13 protein-coding genes and 2 pseudogenes are annotated in these 16,230 nt (G+C 61.9%); 4 read left to right on the forward strand and 11 right to left on the reverse strand.

Annotation, left to right across the window (positions count from 1 at the left end; translation table 11 throughout):
• The 3 genes and pseudogenes from ASF98_RS25150 to ASF98_RS08585 all read left to right on the forward strand — a co-directional run.
• Positions 1-109 (forward strand): annotated as a pseudogene (locus ASF98_RS25150) (biotin/lipoyl-containing protein); the annotation flags it as partial.
• Between the two features lie 26 nt (positions 110-135).
• A pseudogene (locus ASF98_RS25155) lies at positions 136-303 on the forward strand (hypothetical protein); the annotation flags it as partial.
• Positions 304-375: 72 nt separating this feature from the next.
• Complete coding sequence (locus ASF98_RS08585; RefSeq protein WP_268760424.1) at positions 376-2,064, forward strand: WD40 repeat domain-containing protein; 1,689 nt, start codon at positions 376-378, stop codon at positions 2,062-2,064.
• Between the two features lie 910 nt (positions 2,065-2,974).
• Here ASF98_RS08585 and ASF98_RS08595 read toward each other — a convergent pair.
• The 4 genes from ASF98_RS08595 to ASF98_RS24105 all read right to left on the reverse strand — a co-directional run bounded on the left by ASF98_RS08595 (position 2,975) and on the right by ASF98_RS24105 (position 5,032).
• A complete protein-coding gene (locus tag ASF98_RS08595) occupies positions 2,975-3,697 on the reverse strand; it encodes a hypothetical protein (protein WP_055800282.1) in 723 nt (240 codons plus the stop codon).
• Between the two features lie 385 nt (positions 3,698-4,082).
• Positions 4,083-4,517, reverse strand: a complete 435-nt coding sequence (locus ASF98_RS08605) for a hypothetical protein (RefSeq protein WP_055800287.1) — start codon at positions 4,515-4,517, stop codon at positions 4,083-4,085.
• 64 nt (positions 4,518-4,581) lie between these two features.
• Positions 4,582-4,854 carry a hypothetical protein gene (locus ASF98_RS08610; RefSeq protein WP_055800290.1) on the reverse strand — a complete coding sequence of 91 codons (273 nt, stop codon included), beginning with the start codon at positions 4,852-4,854 and terminating at the stop codon, positions 4,582-4,584.
• A 25-nt stretch (positions 4,855-4,879) separates the two neighbouring features.
• A complete protein-coding gene (locus ASF98_RS24105) occupies positions 4,880-5,032 on the reverse strand; it encodes a hypothetical protein (protein WP_156372343.1) in 153 nt (50 codons plus the stop codon).
• A 362-nt stretch (positions 5,033-5,394) separates the two neighbouring features.
• On the opposite strand from ASF98_RS24105, the gene ASF98_RS08615 reads away from it, so the two are divergent.
• A complete protein-coding gene (locus ASF98_RS08615) occupies positions 5,395-7,062 on the forward strand; it encodes an SIR2 family protein (RefSeq protein WP_235505730.1) in 1,668 nt (555 codons plus the stop codon).
• Positions 7,063-7,310: 248 nt separating this feature from the next.
• Here the strand turns inward: ASF98_RS08615 and ASF98_RS08620 are convergent, their stop codons facing one another.
• From ASF98_RS08620 to ASF98_RS08645, 7 genes are all read right to left on the reverse strand, one after another.
• Complete coding sequence (locus ASF98_RS08620; protein WP_055800294.1) at positions 7,311-8,324, reverse strand: DUF932 domain-containing protein; 1,014 nt, start codon at positions 8,322-8,324, stop codon at positions 7,311-7,313.
• 343 nt (positions 8,325-8,667) lie between these two features.
• Entirely contained in the window at positions 8,668-9,825 is a 1,158-nt protein-coding gene (locus ASF98_RS25065; protein WP_082506768.1) for a DUF4056 domain-containing protein, read from the reverse strand.
• Positions 9,714-10,970 carry a YcbK family protein gene (locus ASF98_RS08630; protein WP_055800299.1) on the reverse strand — a complete coding sequence of 419 codons (1,257 nt, stop codon included), beginning with the start codon at positions 10,968-10,970 and terminating at the stop codon, positions 9,714-9,716. Before ASF98_RS08630 ends, ASF98_RS25065 begins: the two co-directional genes overlap by 112 nt.
• 29 nt (positions 10,971-10,999) lie before the next feature.
• Positions 11,000-12,169, reverse strand: a complete 1,170-nt coding sequence (locus ASF98_RS08635) for a hypothetical protein (RefSeq protein WP_055800302.1) — start codon at positions 12,167-12,169, stop codon at positions 11,000-11,002.
• Complete coding sequence (locus ASF98_RS24110; protein WP_156372344.1) at positions 12,166-12,570, reverse strand: hypothetical protein; 405 nt, start codon at positions 12,568-12,570, stop codon at positions 12,166-12,168. The genes ASF98_RS08635 and ASF98_RS24110 overlap by 4 nt, the downstream gene beginning before the upstream one ends.
• A complete protein-coding gene (locus ASF98_RS08640; RefSeq protein WP_055800305.1) occupies positions 12,570-13,850 on the reverse strand; it encodes a hypothetical protein in 1,281 nt (426 codons plus the stop codon). Before ASF98_RS08640 ends, ASF98_RS24110 begins: the two co-directional genes overlap by 1 nt.
• A complete protein-coding gene (locus tag ASF98_RS08645) occupies positions 13,850-16,219 on the reverse strand; it encodes a hypothetical protein (RefSeq protein ID WP_156372345.1) in 2,370 nt (789 codons plus the stop codon). The genes ASF98_RS08640 and ASF98_RS08645 overlap by 1 nt, the downstream gene beginning before the upstream one ends.
• Positions 16,220-16,230: the final 11 nt, after the last annotated feature.

Consider the following 16,230-nt stretch of genomic DNA (forward strand, 5'->3'; position numbering starts at 1 on the left):
CCGCTGGCCGGCCTCCTCATCCAGCAGCACGGGCGACGCCGTGAATGCCGGCGACACCGTTGCCACCATCGAGGCCATGAAGATGGAGGCCTCCATCACGACGCAGGTGGAGTAAACGCTGTCGCCGTCACTCCGGACRGTACCCGTGTCGTCACCGCAGGGGCAGACGGCACTGCCCGGATCTGGGATCTGGCCAGCGGCACCGAACTCCACGCTCTCACTGGCCACGAAGGTGGAGTAAACGCTGTGGCCGTCACCCCGGACGGTACCCGTGTCGTCACCGCAGGGGCAGACGGCACTGCTCGGATCTGGGATCTGGCGGGCGGCACCGAACTGCACATTCTCGCTGGCAATGCAGGTGGGGAGTATGGCGGGATGTGGGACGTGGCTGTCACCCCCGAAGGTACCCGTGTTGTCACCACAGGACCGGACCAGAATGCGCGGATTTGGGATCTAGCCACAGGCACCGAACTACACACGCTCGCCGGCGAGCCCAGCGTGGTGGCTATCACCCCCGACGGCACCCGCGCCGTCACTAATGGGCCGGATCATACGGGGCAGATCTGGGATTTAGCCACAGGCACAGTGCTGCACATCCTTGAGGGCCATACCGGAAATGTAAGAGGAATAGCTATTACTCCTGACGGCGCCCGTGTCGTCACCGCCGGAATGGACAAGACCGCCCGGATCTGGGACCTTGATACCGGCGCGGAACTGCACACCCTCAGCGGCCACTCTCGGTGGTTGTTCGCTGTGACCATCACTCCCGACGGCACCCGCATCGTCACCACCAGTGACGACGGCACCGGTAGGATCTGGGACCTGAACACCGGAAAAGAAGTCTACATTCTCAAAGGACATACCAGTTCAGTGATGGTTGTGGCTATCACTCCCGATGGCACCCGGGCGATCACCGCAGGCCAGGATGGAACCGCCCGCATCTGGGATCTGCAGGCCGGCGGCGGCAACGATAGCCGCAAATTTATCGACCACGAGGACCCGGTGTACGCGGTGGCCATCACTCCCGACGGCACCCGCGCCATCAGCGCCGGGGGAGGCCGCGGTTACGACGGGACCGCCCGCATTTGGGACCTTGACACCGGCGCCGAATTACACGCTCTCACCGGCCACGAGGACACAGTGAGCGGGGTCGTCATCACGCCGCGTGGCTCCGCCCTCACCGTCGAAACGAATGGCACTGTCCGAGTCTGGGACTTAGACACCGGAAGAGAACTTTATGCCCTCGATCGTTACGCAGGCTGGGCGAATGCGGTGGCCATTACTCCCGACGGCACCTGTGCAGTCACCGCGGAACCATACGGCACGGCCCGGGTCTGGGATCTGAAAGGTAGGATTTGGGGTCTCAGGGCCGGAAGAGAACTGCGCACCCTGACGGGCCACACAGGCGAGGTGTATGCGGTGGCCATCACTCCCGACGGCACCCGTGTTGTCACCGCCGGCGAAGACCACACCGCCCGGGTCTGGGATCTGTCGACCGGGAGGCAACTGCACACCCTGACGGGCCACACAGGCGAGGTGTATGCGGTGGCCATCACTCCCGACGGCACCCGTGTTGTCACCGCCGGAATGGAAAAGACCGCCCGGGTCTGGGATCTGTCGACCGGGAGGCAACTGCACACCCTGACGGGCCACACAGGCGAGGTGAATGCGGTGGCCATCACTCCCGACGGCACCCGTGTTGTCACCGCCGGCGAAGACCACACCGCCCGGGTCTGGGATCTGTCCACCGGAAGACAACTCCACACACTCATCGGCCACACCTACAGGGTGGCCGCGGTGGCCATCACCCCCGATGGCACCCGCGCGATCACAACGGGGCAGGATGTAACCACACCCACACCCACATGGAACACCAAGTTTGACCGGCTCCGTGAGGGGCCTGATGTAACCGTTCGGATGTGGGATCTGGCTACCGGCGAGCAATTACAGATGGCGGCATTGGAATCACAACCCACTTGTCTTCAGACAGTGCAGAACAATGGGAAGACTACTGTAGTACTTGGAGAACAATCAGGTGCTGTCACCGTATTTTCAGCCTATTAACGTCAGAAAATGTTTGTGGAGACTGTGACATACCAGGAAAGATCCTCTGACCGGCGGTGGTGATGGTGGCGCAGGTAGCGTCGGATCGGCCGTTCCCGTCTAGATAAAGAATCGTTTGTTGAGGAAGCTCCCTACGCTCGTAGAATCATTTCAGGATCAAGTTCTAAGACGATTAGCCCTTCCGCCACCTAGGGAAATCAAACGGCCCTGATAGAAGCTCCCAGGGGCAGAGCAAATAGCGGCTGCCCGGTCCCGAGGTCCCATGGCCGAATCGTGCCTCCATTGCCGAAGACGATCACCGGTCGTCCCCCCACTTCAGTGACCCGCGACCGCATAATAAGCATCCTCGGTCCTTGGGTTCAGGAGCGGAAGCGGGGCAGGAGGGCGTCGTTGAGGATGTCTGCGGTAAGGTACAGCGGCGCGCTTGTGTCGACGTGGCGTAAGGAGTCGAGGATGGCGGCGCGGAGTTCGTTCCGGGTTCGGCTCGTCGGAGTTGTGACAGACGGTGTCGGGGCGCGCTTTGTGTTAAAGGCTGTTTCGATATGGTTGGTTCCTTTGTAGGTGGGCAGAGGTTCGATGGGGGCGGTAACTGGGTGGTTGGAGCCGAGGTGTCGCCCAGTGGGAGAGATCGGTTCTGCGTGTAGCAGTTTCCAGGCCTCGTGCGCCTGTTCGGCGACGGATTCCAAGTCTGTGCAGACGTTGTCTTGCCTGACCCCGAATCCCGTTGATGTGGCGCGGGCAACGGAGACTTGCCCGGATTTAGACGAGGAGTAAATCCAGCTGAGCTCCAGAGTTTGCGAGCCCGAAAGGATGAACAGCTGGCACGACGTCGGTTTTCCGGTCACATAGCTTCCTTTCCACGGGGCATCGTCTGGGTGCGTAATGTGTAGGCGCCTTTGGGGGTGCCTATTCAACTGGCTTGTACGGCTTTGGCGATGAGTTCATGGCGGCCGTATCGGTAGAGTCGACGTGCGATTGTTGGCCATGGCCGGCCGAGCCGTTCTGAGATCTCGTGCAGTGAGCGGCCGGTACGGATCAGGAAGTCGACGTCTTCGACGAGGGCCTCAGCGTTCCTAGGCTGGGGCAGCATCTCCAGGGGAGAGACCGTGGCATTGTCAATCGTGTCGTCATCCCAGTGGATTGGGCCCAGATAGCCCAACTTGGCCGCGCGGATGGACGTTCGGCTGGAGGGCCCCCGGCGATCTGAGAGGCGCACGTACGTGACCCCGATGGCAGCAGCCTGCGCCGCCTGCACCCATGGGCCCCGGCTGCGTCGAATATCTTCGGTATTGACGCCAGCGATCTCGCTGATGCACGCCAAGGGCCATCCAATTGCCTGCAGGGCCTCCAGACGCCTGAGTGTTCCGGTCTTGGGCACGAAGTTGCGCCCGCCGGCCGTCTGGAGAATGCGCTCCGGAGTCACATCGAGAATGAGCCTTTCACAGTGCCGGGAAACCTTTCCCTGGCGCCCGGAATGGATCTGCTGCACGACAGCGGACGAGACGCCCGCCGCGCGGCTGATCGACCGCAAGGACGCCTTCTGGGAGCGCACCAGCTCAGTGATGTGCGCACGGGCCCTCGTAGCTTCAGTTTCGCCACGGAGCCACTGGGAAGGGCTGCTGCTGGATGCCATTAGGTGTCCTTTCTGAGCATGTAACCCAACGCGTCGGCGAGCGCGAAGAGGAGCTCGCCTGTGGGCAGTTTCATCTCGGGATGACTGCGGCATTGCTCGATCAGGAAGTGCTCTTCCGGATGGCCGCAGGTGCAGTCAGCGGTGATCTTGGCATTGTCCAGGAGCGCGCTTTCGAGGGGGTCTCCGTTCGATGGTGCTGGGATCGATCGCCCATCGTTCCTGGTCTCTGACGAGGTAGATCACGATTGCGTCCTCGATCAGGTGTCCGGCTTCGGGGGCGGTGGGTGGATGGTTGGCACCGTGGTGGGTCTTCTTCCGTCCTTGCGCTCGCAGGCGCGGGGGTAGTCGGTCACGCGAAAGTGATTCGGTGGAGCTCCGTAAGAGCTCATGGGAGGGTTCCTTCGGGGAGCGCACGGCGCAGCTGGCTGTCGCCGGGCCGGAATAGGAGCCGGGCGGGGAGGCACTGCTCCACGGGTGGGTATGCATCGAAGTCAAGGCTTCGCAGCATGGAGACGTCGTGTTCCCCTGGCCGGACGAGGAGGAATGGATGATCTTCCTTGACCAGCAGGGAACCGTGCGGGAGGAACTCAAGGTCGGCCGGATTGGTGATCATTTCGGGATCGGTGCGCGGATCCCACACCGAGGCGTTGTTGACGCAGATGCTGAACTCGGGGTTGCCCGCGGTTTCTATGAGAACTACGGGGCTCCCGTCCTCCCTGACGACGGTGTCGACGAGGATCTCGTCGGTACCAGGAACGGTGTACCTGGTTGCAGCCACGAGGGGGTGGCTGCGTGCTTTGATGTACCAGATGCTGCTCATGATTACGCCTTTCCTTGGCGGATCCGTCCCCGGCGAGCGCGCGAGGCGCTCGCCGGGGGTGTAATCAGACTGTGAGGTAGCGGGTTCCGTCGGCCCGGAGGCCTAGGGTTTCCTGCGTGGTTACGCGGGGGAGTGCGGCCGCGATATGTGGGATGAGTACTTCCGGGATTTCGCCGTTGAGTTCCTCGATGTAGCCGGGGGTGATCTCTTTCCATTTGGTGGTGAAGTTGGAGGGCAAGGTGTTGGGCTCGGCGGTGACGATGATGAGGACGCTGTCGGCGTGGGCGAGTTTGGTGGCGTTGACTTCGATGTCGAAGCGTCCGGGGATGTACTGCACAGGGGTCTCCTTGGCTCTGCTTTGGTTAGGCTGCGTCGATAAAGCGCTGGATGGTGCTCTCGATGGCGTAGTACGCGGCGGCTGCGCTGGTGGCGTTGATGGCTTCCATAGCGGTGACGTCGTCCTGAGCGTGGCCGAGGAGGATCTTGAGTTCCTCGATGTCCAGAGTCTTGTTCAATTGCAACCTATCAGTTTGTTGATCTGACATAAACATATTAGGCAGGCTTGGGGCATGGTGTCAATACAGTTGCGATTAGTGAAATTCTCTGTGTCTCCATAGCTGTGTAGGCGGCAGCGGCAGTCTTTCTGCAATCGGACTTGCAGAGCCCTTCCCTGTCGGCCCGCTGGGCGCTGGAACATTTGTTCCGTGGAGTCGAAGCCCCGACGTCGTAGTCTGGCCCTATGACTACGCCTACGTCCCGAAGCATTGACCCTCGAATTAGCCTTGCCGTGTCCATGCACGCTCAGCCCGGCGTATACGCGCTGCTGGTCGGATCGGGGACGTCCACTGGCGTAGGGATGCCAACAGGGTGGGGCGTCATGAAGGATCTCGTCTCCAAGGCGGCGGCCGCCGAAGGAAGCGCGTTGAGCGAGCCGCCGACTGACGACGAGGTCGAGGCTTGGTGGGGTAAACACGGAGACGGGGAGACGCTCGGATATTCCAACCTTCTGGAGAACCTTGGACCGACGCCGGCCGGGCGCAGCGCCTTGTTGAATCAGTATTTTGAGCCCACCGAGGATGAACGGGCCGAAGGTCTCAAAGTCCCTGGTAAGGCACATCACGCGATTGCTGCACTGGTGCGGCGCGGGGACATTCGAGTCATCGTCACCACAAACTTCGACGGACTGATTGAGCAGGCGCTTGAAGCGGCCAGCGTGCCGCACCAGGTGATCGCGGGCGACAGCGATGTAGAGGCCAGAATGCCACTGGCCCACGCAGGGTGCACAGTTGTAAAAATTCATGGTGACTATCGCTCGCTCGTCCAGAAGAACACGGTCGAAGAGCTCAGTGATTACAGCCCAGCAATGCAGGAGCTTCTTCAAGAGGTCTTCGAAAACTATGGACTGGTCATCAACGGCTGGTCTGCGGATTGGGACCATGCTCTTGTTCGTGCAATCAAAGGCCGGCGATCACGCCGCTACCCCATGCACTGGTCGACCCTCCACCCTCTGGGGGCAGCCGCGGGGAACCTGGCTGAACAGCAGGGATCCGGAATTGTCAGGGGAGTGACAGCAGATCAATTCTTCCCTGATCTGTTGCACCGGCTCGAGGCCCTCGACTCACTCGCAGCGCCGCCCCTGACTGAGGAAATGGCCATCTCCCGGCTGAAGAAGCTGCTGCCGCACCGCGAATCATACGTCGAGATCAGGGATCTGCTGGAAGACGAGATCGACAAGATCGCCGAAGCAGTGCGGGTGAGGGGGCAGACCTTCCCTGACGGTGTAACAACGAACGCAGAGTTCGCTGCGGCGTATGAAGATTCCTGCTTGCAGTTGTGCCGCGTGAGCCGGATCCTGGTCCGGCTCGTCTCAACAGGCGTCATGCTCGACCGAGACCGCGTTCATACCGAACTCTGGGTGTGGGCACTCCAGCGCCTCTTAAAAGCACGAACCGAAGTCTCGGGGCTCCACCAGGAGGCCTGGATAGGGCTGGCCCACTATCCAGCCTTGTTGGTGTTGCGGGCAATAGCGCTGATGGCTGTCACCCACGGCAGAGAGGACGTCTTTATCCGGGCCGCATCGGAACCCACATGGAAGGGCCAGTTCTCCGATTCCCAAGTTCCTGCGTTTCTCGCCCTCCAGGATCACGTCGTTGTCAGTCATGATCTGGCCAAGGCAATGCCCCGCTGGAACAGTACAAGCTGGATCTTTCCAATCAGTGAACTGATAGCTGCCGACACGGCTTCATTGGTTGCCGACCTTATTGGGGATCCTGCCGAGTTCAAAGCGGCGAGCGCAAAGGCAGAATATCGGATGGCGCTGGCTCATCAATTCCTTTACGACGGGCGGAGCCGACCCTCACCGGGCCGCTACATCGGCGATTACAACTGGGCAGACAGGAAGCTCATCTGGGAGACGGACTTCCGGAACTCCCGCGATCGGCAGGCATGGGGCTGGGAGCCCGCCCAGGAGGGCGAGCGAGATCCCTTCGAGGAGAAGCTCGTGGTGCTGGCAGAGGCCTTGGCCGAGTACGACCGCTGGCGATAGCGGTTAGATCTTGTGGAGTGCCGGGGCTACGCGTGGCCAGTCTGAACGTGCAGCCGTTTTTGTTTCGACGTCATGTTCAGCCCAGGGCGCCGTCGATGATGGCGTCCCAGGATTCGGCGGCTACTTCCTTGGCCGTGCTGTCACTGAGAGGTGGGACTCGTACATGAATTCTCGGTGTCCTGCTATGTGTGTTGTCTTCTGAAGGCGATACTGGGGCTGGCCTAGTAGCCAGCCCCAGCTGATGGGGCCTAGGCCTTCAGGAGTTCGAAGGCTCGGGACTTGAGGTTTAGGACCGGGGTGCTGAGGGACCGCATGGCCCGGGCCGTTCCGGTGCTGCTGGTCCACTTGGTCCGCTGGGCGGGGGCGAAGTGGTCGATGTACTCTGTGACTGCTTGGTAGCCTGCCCACTGGGTTCCACGGATGGTTTCGTTGGTGCTGGCGTCAGCGAAGAGCCGTCCCAGTTCGTTGATCTGGTCAGTGTGGCGGCGGCGGGTGGAAGCCGGAGCGTCCGCGGCCGGTGCCGGGAACAGGCGGTCCATGATGCCCATGAACGCGGTATCGGTAAGCGTCTGCTGGATCATGCGTTCGGCCTCCACCTCGAAGGCTTCCTGGTACTTGAAGGTCAGCCCCAGAGCCTGTCGCGCCTGTGCGAGCGATGCGGAGGCCCCGCTGGTGTGGCGGACTGAGAAGGTCGATCGGGCCGACTTGAGGGCCGCTGCCTGCGTGTTGGCGCAGACGATGCGGACCGGGGTGACGAGGAAGCGGAAGGCGGAGCTGCCGTCGTGGCTGTTGAGGGCCGCGAGGTACAGGTCGACTGCGTCGATTCCACCGATGTTCATGTGCTGCGGCATCTTCATGGTGACGAAGACTTCCCGTCCACCCTTCAGGGAGCCGGCGGTTTCGAAGTGGGCTCCTGATTCGTCCACGAGTGCGTTGAGTAGATCCGTGTGCTCCTCGTTCTGGATCGGCTGGTACTTCTTGCCGACGACGCCGAGCACATCCGGGGTTCCGCTGACCGGGTTGGTGCGGACAGTGGCGAACTGGTCTGGGATGTTCAGGGTGGTGACGCCTTCCTCGGAGAGCATCGGTTCGGTGCGGAGGGCCACCTTGCGGACATTCCAGTTGGTGAGCAGCGCGAGCTCCAGCGCCTGCTGAGCGGTCATGGCGTCTTCGGTGACCGTACCGAGCCGGTGCCATACGTCCTGACGGGCGGAAACGAAAGCGGCCTTGCCGTTCTGGAAGGTTTCGATGTTGTGAGCCATGGCGTTTCCCCTTGCTTATTTGTTGATCTGACATAAACATATTAGGCAGAGATAAGCGCGGGTGTCAATACTGTTGTGATACATAAGTTGGAGAAAAGTAATGGCTGAACCCGGCCCGGGAGCAGCCCTCACTTTTGGGGGGCCTAGTTCAGCAGCCAGCCCCACCCCCTCAGAAGAGTCAGCCACGCAAACCACCGCACCAGACCTTGTAGCCGTACGGCTGAACTGGTCCGGTCCAGGGCCCATCGGGCAACGCGGGTGTTCGTGCAGTGCGAAGAGTGCAGGCAGGTCCAAGCACCCGCCGCGACGTTCTTCTGTTGCATGCGCGGAGGCAGCGTATGCCTCAAGGGCGGTCGAAAGTGGATCCGTACCTAGAGGCTGCATCTACCTTGATAGCGGAGATCTTTGTGGAGAAGTCGGTTTGGCTGAATCCGCCCTTGTGACGGTAATCGTAGGTACTCGAAAGCCTGAACGGGGCCACGACGAACGCGGGCGTGGGCGCGTCACTGGAATGCCCGGTTTTCCACGGGAAACGAGTGAAGTTGCGTCGCACCAGGTATGCGGAGTCGTCCCAACTGAGGCTGACATCTACCCACCGCCGGGAGATTCGATTAAATGCCTTTTGCGTTTCAGCTTCCGATTGGGCATTCAGGTCAGACAGAAGCACCTTGAGCTGGTTTTCGACTTCGGTGGCGAAGGACCCCCCTGCGGTGAGGGCGCGAGCCGCGACGAGTGTGCCGAGATAGTTGGAGCACAGGTCTTCGGGCGAGAAGGCGGAGTTGTGCATGCCCACCATCCATACCAAGTCGTACGAAGCGATCTCATGTCCTAGGGCGTCATCAAAAGCAATGCTTTGGGCAAGACGCAGCCATTCCTTCGCGGGTGCGGTGCTGGTCAGCGTTGCCGTACCTTCCGCGGTTTGGACTTTTGTGCCGGTTGCGCCGTTGGCTGCGTGAATCTGCTGGTAAGCGAAGGCGGTGATGTCTGCGAGGTCCCAGAGATGACCAAGGTCGACGAATCCTGCCTTGCCCGTGTACACGATCCCAGGATCGTCGGAGGCATGGCCGCCCCGTGTAGCCACTCCTTTAAGCGACTTCGTTCTGAGTAGGCAACAAGGCCTGAATAGTGACCTGGGTTGGGTTAGCGCTGGGGTCGGGGGCGCAGGAGGCACGAACGGGCGGGACGCCGGTATGGCGGCCAGTGCTGAGAGGATAGCCTGACGGGTGAAGCCGTCAGTGATTCCCGTCGGCTGCAGACCCGCACTGGCTTGGAACGCCTTGAGCGCTTTGTCCGTGTCCGCCCCGAAATCGGCGTTGACGCCCACCCGGAACGAGAGCCGGGTCAGTGCGGTCTGCAGCGCGACGACGGCGTCCCCCCGGCTTCCACGCTTCAGCGGCGGTCCGAAAACGAAAGCCAGGCTTCCGCGCAGCCGACCAAGCACGCCGGACGAATCCTCCGCGGCCTGAAGCTCGAACAGTTGTAGGGCAGGCGCGAAATGCACCTCGTATCCGCCTCCGTCTTCGGAGCCATAGTCCTGGGGCGCACCGCCCGCCTGGGGATCGCCTTCGCCCAGCCCGCCTCCGTCTTCGGAGCCATAGTCCTGGGGCCGTCTTCGGAGCCATAGTCCTGGGGCGCACCGCCCGCCTGGGGATCGTCTTCGCCCAGCCCGCCTCCATCTTCTGATTCCCCACCCTCTAGCGGCTTCGGGCAGGTTTCGCCGGTGGCGTAGGCTTTCTGATCCATCGGGATGCGCCCGCGTGCTTCCCGGTAGGCGCGGATCTGGGTGAGTGTGGCCCGGTCTTTGGCGCTGCCCTTTCCGAAGTACGTCCAGGCAGTCCAGCTGCCGCGAACATCGATGTGGATATAGCCGGCACCAATGCCGATGGCAAGGTCGGGTCCCCCTGCGTCGATGGCAAGCTGCGCTAGTTGCAGCCCCGTGAGCCCTGCAACCTTGATGTCGGCAGCCTGCCCCGAACAGTGTCGGCTAAGGGTGGGCTTGGCGCTGCGTCTTGCGTACACCGCTTTGTTGCGCGCCCATGAGCGGTAACCGGAGGTGATCTTCACCGATTTACCGGCACGATCGCGGATGGCCTGCAGCAAACGAACGAGTGCAGGGGAAATACGAGCCAGTACGGCGCTCTGGCCCCCGCTGGTGACGAGCTCTTTGACTGTGAAATTAGCTGAGAGCCTAATACCGTGGGTGGATGGTCCAGTACTGTACAGCGGCTCCTCCGAGCCGTTCGGATCCCAGTGCTCCTGGCCCTTTCCGGTGGGACCGGAAACGGCTTGCAGTACAGCGCCGGAGGGGAAGGCTTCGGCGACGAAGCTTTCCCCTTCAGAGAATGCTTCGTCGCCGTCCGCGCCTGCTAATTCCTCCGACTCCGTGACCTCCGCCTCCGATTCCTCGGTCATCACAGTCTCATCGGAGATGCCTGCCGCGGTTCCGTCCAAATCGAGCGAGGGCTGGTTCTCCCAAGCCGGACAGTCCCACGCCAACGCGTCCTGTTCCAGATCATCCCAGGGGGCGTTGCCACGTTCCTGGCCGCTGGACGCGCGCACAAAGTCTTGAGCCTGGGCGAAAGGGGACTCGAAGCCCCATTCATCGAGACCGGAAGTCGGAAACGGCCCCACATTGTTGGATGCCATCAGATTCTCCCTTCGGTGCCGATCGACTGTCAGCGTGTCAGCACGGGAAGTTGCGGCGCGACACGTACATCGAGGACGCGCTGCTTAAGGTCCCGGCCCGTAGCGGCCGACCATTCTGTAATGATCCGGCGAGCGCTGCCGGTCAATAGCGTGGCCCCGGCGGGCAGGGGCGCCGGCGCGGTTTCGGCGTAGAAGAGCCACGCAAACTGGGGCCCGGTCACGAAACCGGCCTCCAACGTACGTAGGAAGAGCGAGAGATCCGAGGCCATGGCAAAGAACGACGCCGAACGGGAATGCGGGGATATGCCTACGCGCTCGCCGATGATCCGCAGTCGGTCCGCGGCGCTGGTGGCTTGGGCGCGCAGATCGAGCACTAACGGCGTGTTTGTGCTCAGGGTGAGCTCTGCCCAGCCCAGAACGGTGGTGGCGGCTAGTTCCTCGCGGGCCAGCAACTGGTTCTGCCTTCGGGCCCGGAGTATGAACGTAAGCTGTTCGGCCAGCCTGTAGATCCGGTCGTTGTCGGCCACGTTCGCTCCGGAGGTGTTTCGGGTGTTTGTCATGGCCTGCCAGATCTCGAAGAGTAGCTCTTCGAAGAGCTTTACGAAGGTGCTGTTTGCGACGCTGGCTTTGTCATAGGTGAACGGTTTGTTGTCTTCGTCGCCGAAGGCCAGATCCATGCCCAGCACCCTCCAGTACAGATTGCGCCGAACTTGTTCGCTGGTCCGGCGTACCTCTGAGGTGGACAGCCAGGCCGGGAACATGTTGGATGCGTTGAGGAGGAGGCCTTCGGTGGCATCCAGCCAGCGCTGGGTGGAGACCGAGGGGATGCCCAAGGATTCCCCGGTGCGGAATTCCTTCACCACCTTGCGCAGGATCTGGTAAGCGCGGGTGTTCTCCAAGGCGAACGCATAGATGAGGTGGTCCCACGGGGGCGCCGGCACTACCCGCGGTGCCGAGTCGGAGAAGGCGCCCAGTTTCCAGAGGCTTTCGCGGATGCCCGTCGTTTTGACGGTGCCGGGACCGGTGGTGACAGGTGGTGCGGCGGTGCTCGGGCCCCAAGGTGCAGCGGCTTGCCAGATCTGTTCCATATGGAGCACTAGGTCCATGGGGTCAGCCAGAAGCACCTGGGCTGCGGCCTCTTCGGTCGTAATGGTTCCGGCTCCTAGGCCTACTAGTCTTTGCACAAGTTGCTGGATCATGCTGTTTCACCTAATTCAGTGACGTTTCCCGGTGTTTCTATACTGTCGGCGCACTTCGGTTCGCCGATAAATCCCAAGGGCGGTTCGCACCTGCCCAGCGAATCGATGCCGATCCAACTTGGACGGGCTAGCGCCATTTGGAGCGAGGCCAAGGCCAAGCCTGTACAGCGATCTAACTCTTGGCCGGGGACTGGCGGTACGAGGCGCCGCAAAGGAGCTATGAGCTCGGCGATTTCGGCCAAGCCTCCAGAGATGGAATTCAGGCCCATTGCCGTGCCGTACTGTGCCCGCAGATCGGCCAGCTGTGCCTTTAGTTCGTGAATTTCCCCTGCCAGGTCCGGACCAGGCTGTTGCTTATTATCCGAAGCCGAGCTGGGTTGGTTTTTGTTTGCAGTGGCCATTACTTCCTCCAGGATCCATCTTTGACGGCGTGCCAATCGGTCATCCAGTTTCTGGCTCGGTCAATCCAGAAGGCGGCAGCGGCCGGGTTCTCTGCCTCCCGCAGCCCGGCGAGCGCGACAATGCGGATTCCTTCTGTGCGCCTATAGTGCGGGGATCGCCACAACGCGGCGCCCGAGCTGCGTTCCAGTTCTGCCAGGGCAGACGGCGAGACTCGTTCGGGATCCAGAATTCGAGCCATCGGCTCCCCACGCAGAGCGGGGACCGGCGCGGTAAGGCATGCGTTCGCAATTCTGGGAATTAGGGCGGCGGAGGACGTGAGTAACGGTGCGACTGCCAGGTCGGCCCGGTGGGACGGATAGTTCGCCAGCATGGCCTCTTCCAGTCGGTCCCACGGCCCGTTTCCGAAGACGGCGCGGCACAGGGCGCAGCCCAGGAGCGTCCTTAGCCAGCCAATGGGGTGGGGATCACCGATCGGCCATCGGGTCAGCGTTCGAGTATCTCCGACCACGTCGTAGAGGGCAGCGACGGAGGCGAAGCCGGTGTGCAGGAAGGCGTAGACGTCGGCGGCGATCTCCGAGCTCCACGGCTGCCACATCCGCTGCAGTCGCGGGTCATCGGACAGGGCGTTCTGTATTGCGGTGCCCAGGGAGGGAGCCCAGCCTGTTAAGTGGCTGACTTGGTGCCCGGATTCATGGAACAACGAGGTGGGCCGATAGAGGTTGTGGCGGACTATTTTGATGGCTGCGACGGGGTTGAGCATCCCTGGCGTCCACAGTCTGATGCCCGCACGGAGGATGGAAGCGCCTGTGCCGTGGTCCAAATAGCAGAGTGCGGGCGGCACCGGAAGCCGAGCGGCGGCTAGGACTTCGTCCATGCTGGCGGTGGCCAGCATGTCCAAAGTCCTTAGTGCGGCCCTTAGCGGTCCGCTGGTGCGGGAATTGACTGCGTCTCCGAAGAAGTCCAGGGTCAGCTCCACCTGGGTGTAGCGCTGGCGGAACTGCTGGACGCTACGCTGAGCCTCTGAGAGCAGCTCAGGGTCGTGAGCGGCTCGGCCAGCCAGTCTTTGGCTGTGCTGTCCGAAGGTAATCAGTTCTCGCACGATAGTAGCCAGTTGGCTGCGGAGTGGCAGCCCGATGTGCTGCTCCAAGGATCGCCAAGCTGGTTCGGCGGCGAATTCCTCTGCGTCAAGGAATGTTGTGGCCGCGGCAAGCCAATGGGCGGTCTGGCGCTGCAGATCCTCGGCCACGAGCAATTCCCGAGGTGGTGTGAGAGTCTCCATCAGCGGATACGCCCCGCTGTCACGGTGACGACGGGGTTCGGGGTGCCCCTGAAGGCAGTCCCGCTAAATACCCCGCGTAGCGCATCCGGTCCCAGCCGTCCGGCCCGGGCGTCGCGTACCAGATTCAGCCCTGGTACGGCCGTAAGTTCGACGCGGACGGTGACTCCTTCGGCGGGATCGGAGGCTGCCCGTACAAATTCCCCGCTGCGCTGTCGCGCCCAGTCAGCGATGGCGGTGGCGCACCATGCGCGGATGCGACGTCGAAGGACTCGGAGGATGTTGGGTGCGAGGCTGCGGAGCAAACCGGCCGTGAATCCGCTCTCTTCTTCTTCGATTTCCTCGGTTTCCCCGCGTGGGGCCAGCGTGGTACCGGCAACGAGTGCCTTCAGCAAGGCTGGGACGCCATGCCCCTTCTTGATCGCAGCGGCGATCTGCTGGGATTCTGATTCCGAGAGGTAGAACTTCCCCATGACTCTTGCGTGGGCAAGGTTCACGCTGATGCGGCGGCGTGAGGGGGTAGGAGCGGCCATCCGTCCGGCCTCTGCTTCGAATCGTGCCATGCCCTCCAGGGGTTCGAGGAAGAAGAATCGCTGTCCGACTGCGATCCGGTGACGCGAGCCTAAATAGCCATCCGGGACGTCAGTACCCAAGCCGGGTTCTTGAAGTAGCAGCCCCGAGACCATGCTGGTCAGTGGGTGGATTTCGTCGACAGCCATATTGAACCCCAGCCATGGGGAGTGTCCTTCGTTGCGCGCGAGCCGGGAGAGCGACGTTCCGGGCATGGCCTCGAAGATGTGGATCCGGAACCGTTGCGGGAGCGCGGTGCCTGCCGCGCGCAGCAGTGTGCCCAGGGGAACGGCTCCGAAGGTCATGACGGCGTTGGCCAACTGCGGTGTCAGCTCAATCTGTGGGGATCTGGTGTAACGGCGATACGGATGCGCCGAGCTGATGAGCATCGGCAGGAAAGATCCCCCGAGCGTCGGCGCCTGTTGCAGGCCCGGCCGGATAAGGCCGGCAGGAAAGTTGGTGGCAACGGCGGAGTCAAAGGCCTCAGAGACGGCCAGTTGCATCAAGTCCTCGTCCTCAAGCATGTAATCTTCGGTCATCGCCAACTGTCGGACAGTATCTTCGATCGTGGCACCGAGCAGCGCAGGTCCCAGATCTGTCGGCGGCCTGCCGAAATTAGGTTGCTCAAGTGTCGCCAGCCGCAATCCGGTGTCCACAATGGCGGTGGAGAGTGGGCGGGATAGCTGAGGACCGACCCATCGGCCGATAATCCGGGCTACGTAGTGGGCAAGAAAGTTCACCACCCTCTTCCTGCCGGCAAGTTTGATGCCGACTCGAAGGGCACTCAATAGAACCGGGACGAACTGTTCGATCGCCGGCGTTAGGTCCTCGCCGTCCTCCGCCTGCGTTATGTGCTCGACAAGTTCCTGGCGTGCCGCTGCCAGAGCTTCCAATTCGGATCCGCCTAAGCCTTCCTCGGCGCCGGTTTCCTGCTCGGCGAACGAAGACGGTTCGCCCACCGAGGACTGAACCTCGAAAAGAGCACCGGCCAGGGCAGCGTCAAAGGACTCAGCCAATGACAGCAGATCCAGGCCCATCGCTGGCGCGTAAAGGTCGCCGTCCACGGCACCCTCCTCAGATTCGAGCTTGATGCGCTGCGCTAAAGACCTCGCCGGTCCCCGCAAAGGCACCGGCAGCTTGTCGATGGCGAAAGCGAGGACCCGCCTGAGCAGAGGACGTACCAACGCCCGAAGCTTCCGCAACGCTGCTGTAACGACCGCGCTCGCCAGCTTCCTGCCTACTTTCTTGGCTGCGCTGACCGCGGTGCTGACAGCACTCTTGGCCTTCTTGACTAAACTGCCTAGAAAATCTTCGCCGGCAGGGGACTGACCGCTCAGGACAGGATCGAAGCCGTCCAGTACCTCGGAGAGGCCTGAACCGCCAAGCGAGGAAATATCCAGGTCGGCGAGGCCCTCGCTTAGCGCGTCCACATACTGTTCGGCTGCAAGACCCACAGGAGACAAATGTGCTTCCGCCAGCCGCTGCTTTTCCGTGCCGTAGATGGCGCCCTCCGCTTGGAACCTGTCTTCCACCAGCTGTTCAGTTTCGGCAACCAGGTGCGCGACGGCGGCATCAAAGCCCTCATCACGCAACTCGTAGAATGCGGTGGACAAAGCGGTACTGAACTCAGACTCCCCAACCGCGTAATCCTCCTCCCTGAACGGTGATTCATTGTCCGTCCACGAGGTGAAGCCCTGTTCCATCGTCGTGGGCCTGACAGCCGGTGGAACGTCAGCAAAAGGATTTGCATCATCGGTTCCCACCGATACCGGGACGGAGGCAGATTCCTGGGCAATCGACATCAGATACTCCC

Origin of the sequence: Arthrobacter sp. Leaf337, from assembly GCF_001423745.1 — a bacterium.
GTDB lineage: Bacteria > Actinomycetota > Actinomycetes > Actinomycetales > Micrococcaceae > Arthrobacter.

Bases quoted from the DNA above. Each gene is read 5' to 3' on its own strand.
- ASF98_RS24110 (WP_156372344.1), bottom strand. From the start codon at position 12,570: ATGGCCACTGCAAACAAAAACCAACCCAGCTCGGCTTCGGATAATAAG.
- ASF98_RS08635 (WP_055800302.1), bottom strand. From the start codon at position 12,169: ATGATCCAGCAACTTGTGCAAAGACTAGTAGGCCTAGGAGCCGGAACC.
- ASF98_RS08620 (WP_055800294.1), bottom strand. From the start codon at position 8,324: ATGGCTCACAACATCGAAACCTTCCAGAACGGCAAGGCCGCTTTCGTT.
- ASF98_RS08615 (WP_235505730.1), top strand. From the start codon at position 5,395: ATGAAGGATCTCGTCTCCAAGGCGGCGGCCGCCGAAGGAAGCGCGTTG.
- ASF98_RS08640 (WP_055800305.1), bottom strand. From the start codon at position 13,850: ATGGAGACTCTCACACCACCTCGGGAATTGCTCGTGGCCGAGGATCTG.
- ASF98_RS08630 (WP_055800299.1), bottom strand. From the start codon at position 10,970: ATGGCATCCAACAATGTGGGGCCGTTTCCGACTTCCGGTCTCGATGAA.
- ASF98_RS08595 (WP_055800282.1), bottom strand. From the start codon at position 3,697: ATGGCATCCAGCAGCAGCCCTTCCCAGTGGCTCCGTGGCGAAACTGAA.
- ASF98_RS08605 (WP_055800287.1), bottom strand. From the start codon at position 4,517: ATGAGCAGCATCTGGTACATCAAAGCACGCAGCCACCCCCTCGTGGCT.
- ASF98_RS08645 (WP_156372345.1), bottom strand. From the start codon at position 16,219: ATGTCGATTGCCCAGGAATCTGCCTCCGTCCCGGTATCGGTGGGAACC.
- ASF98_RS08585 (WP_268760424.1), top strand. From the start codon at position 376: ATGTGGGACGTGGCTGTCACCCCCGAAGGTACCCGTGTTGTCACCACA.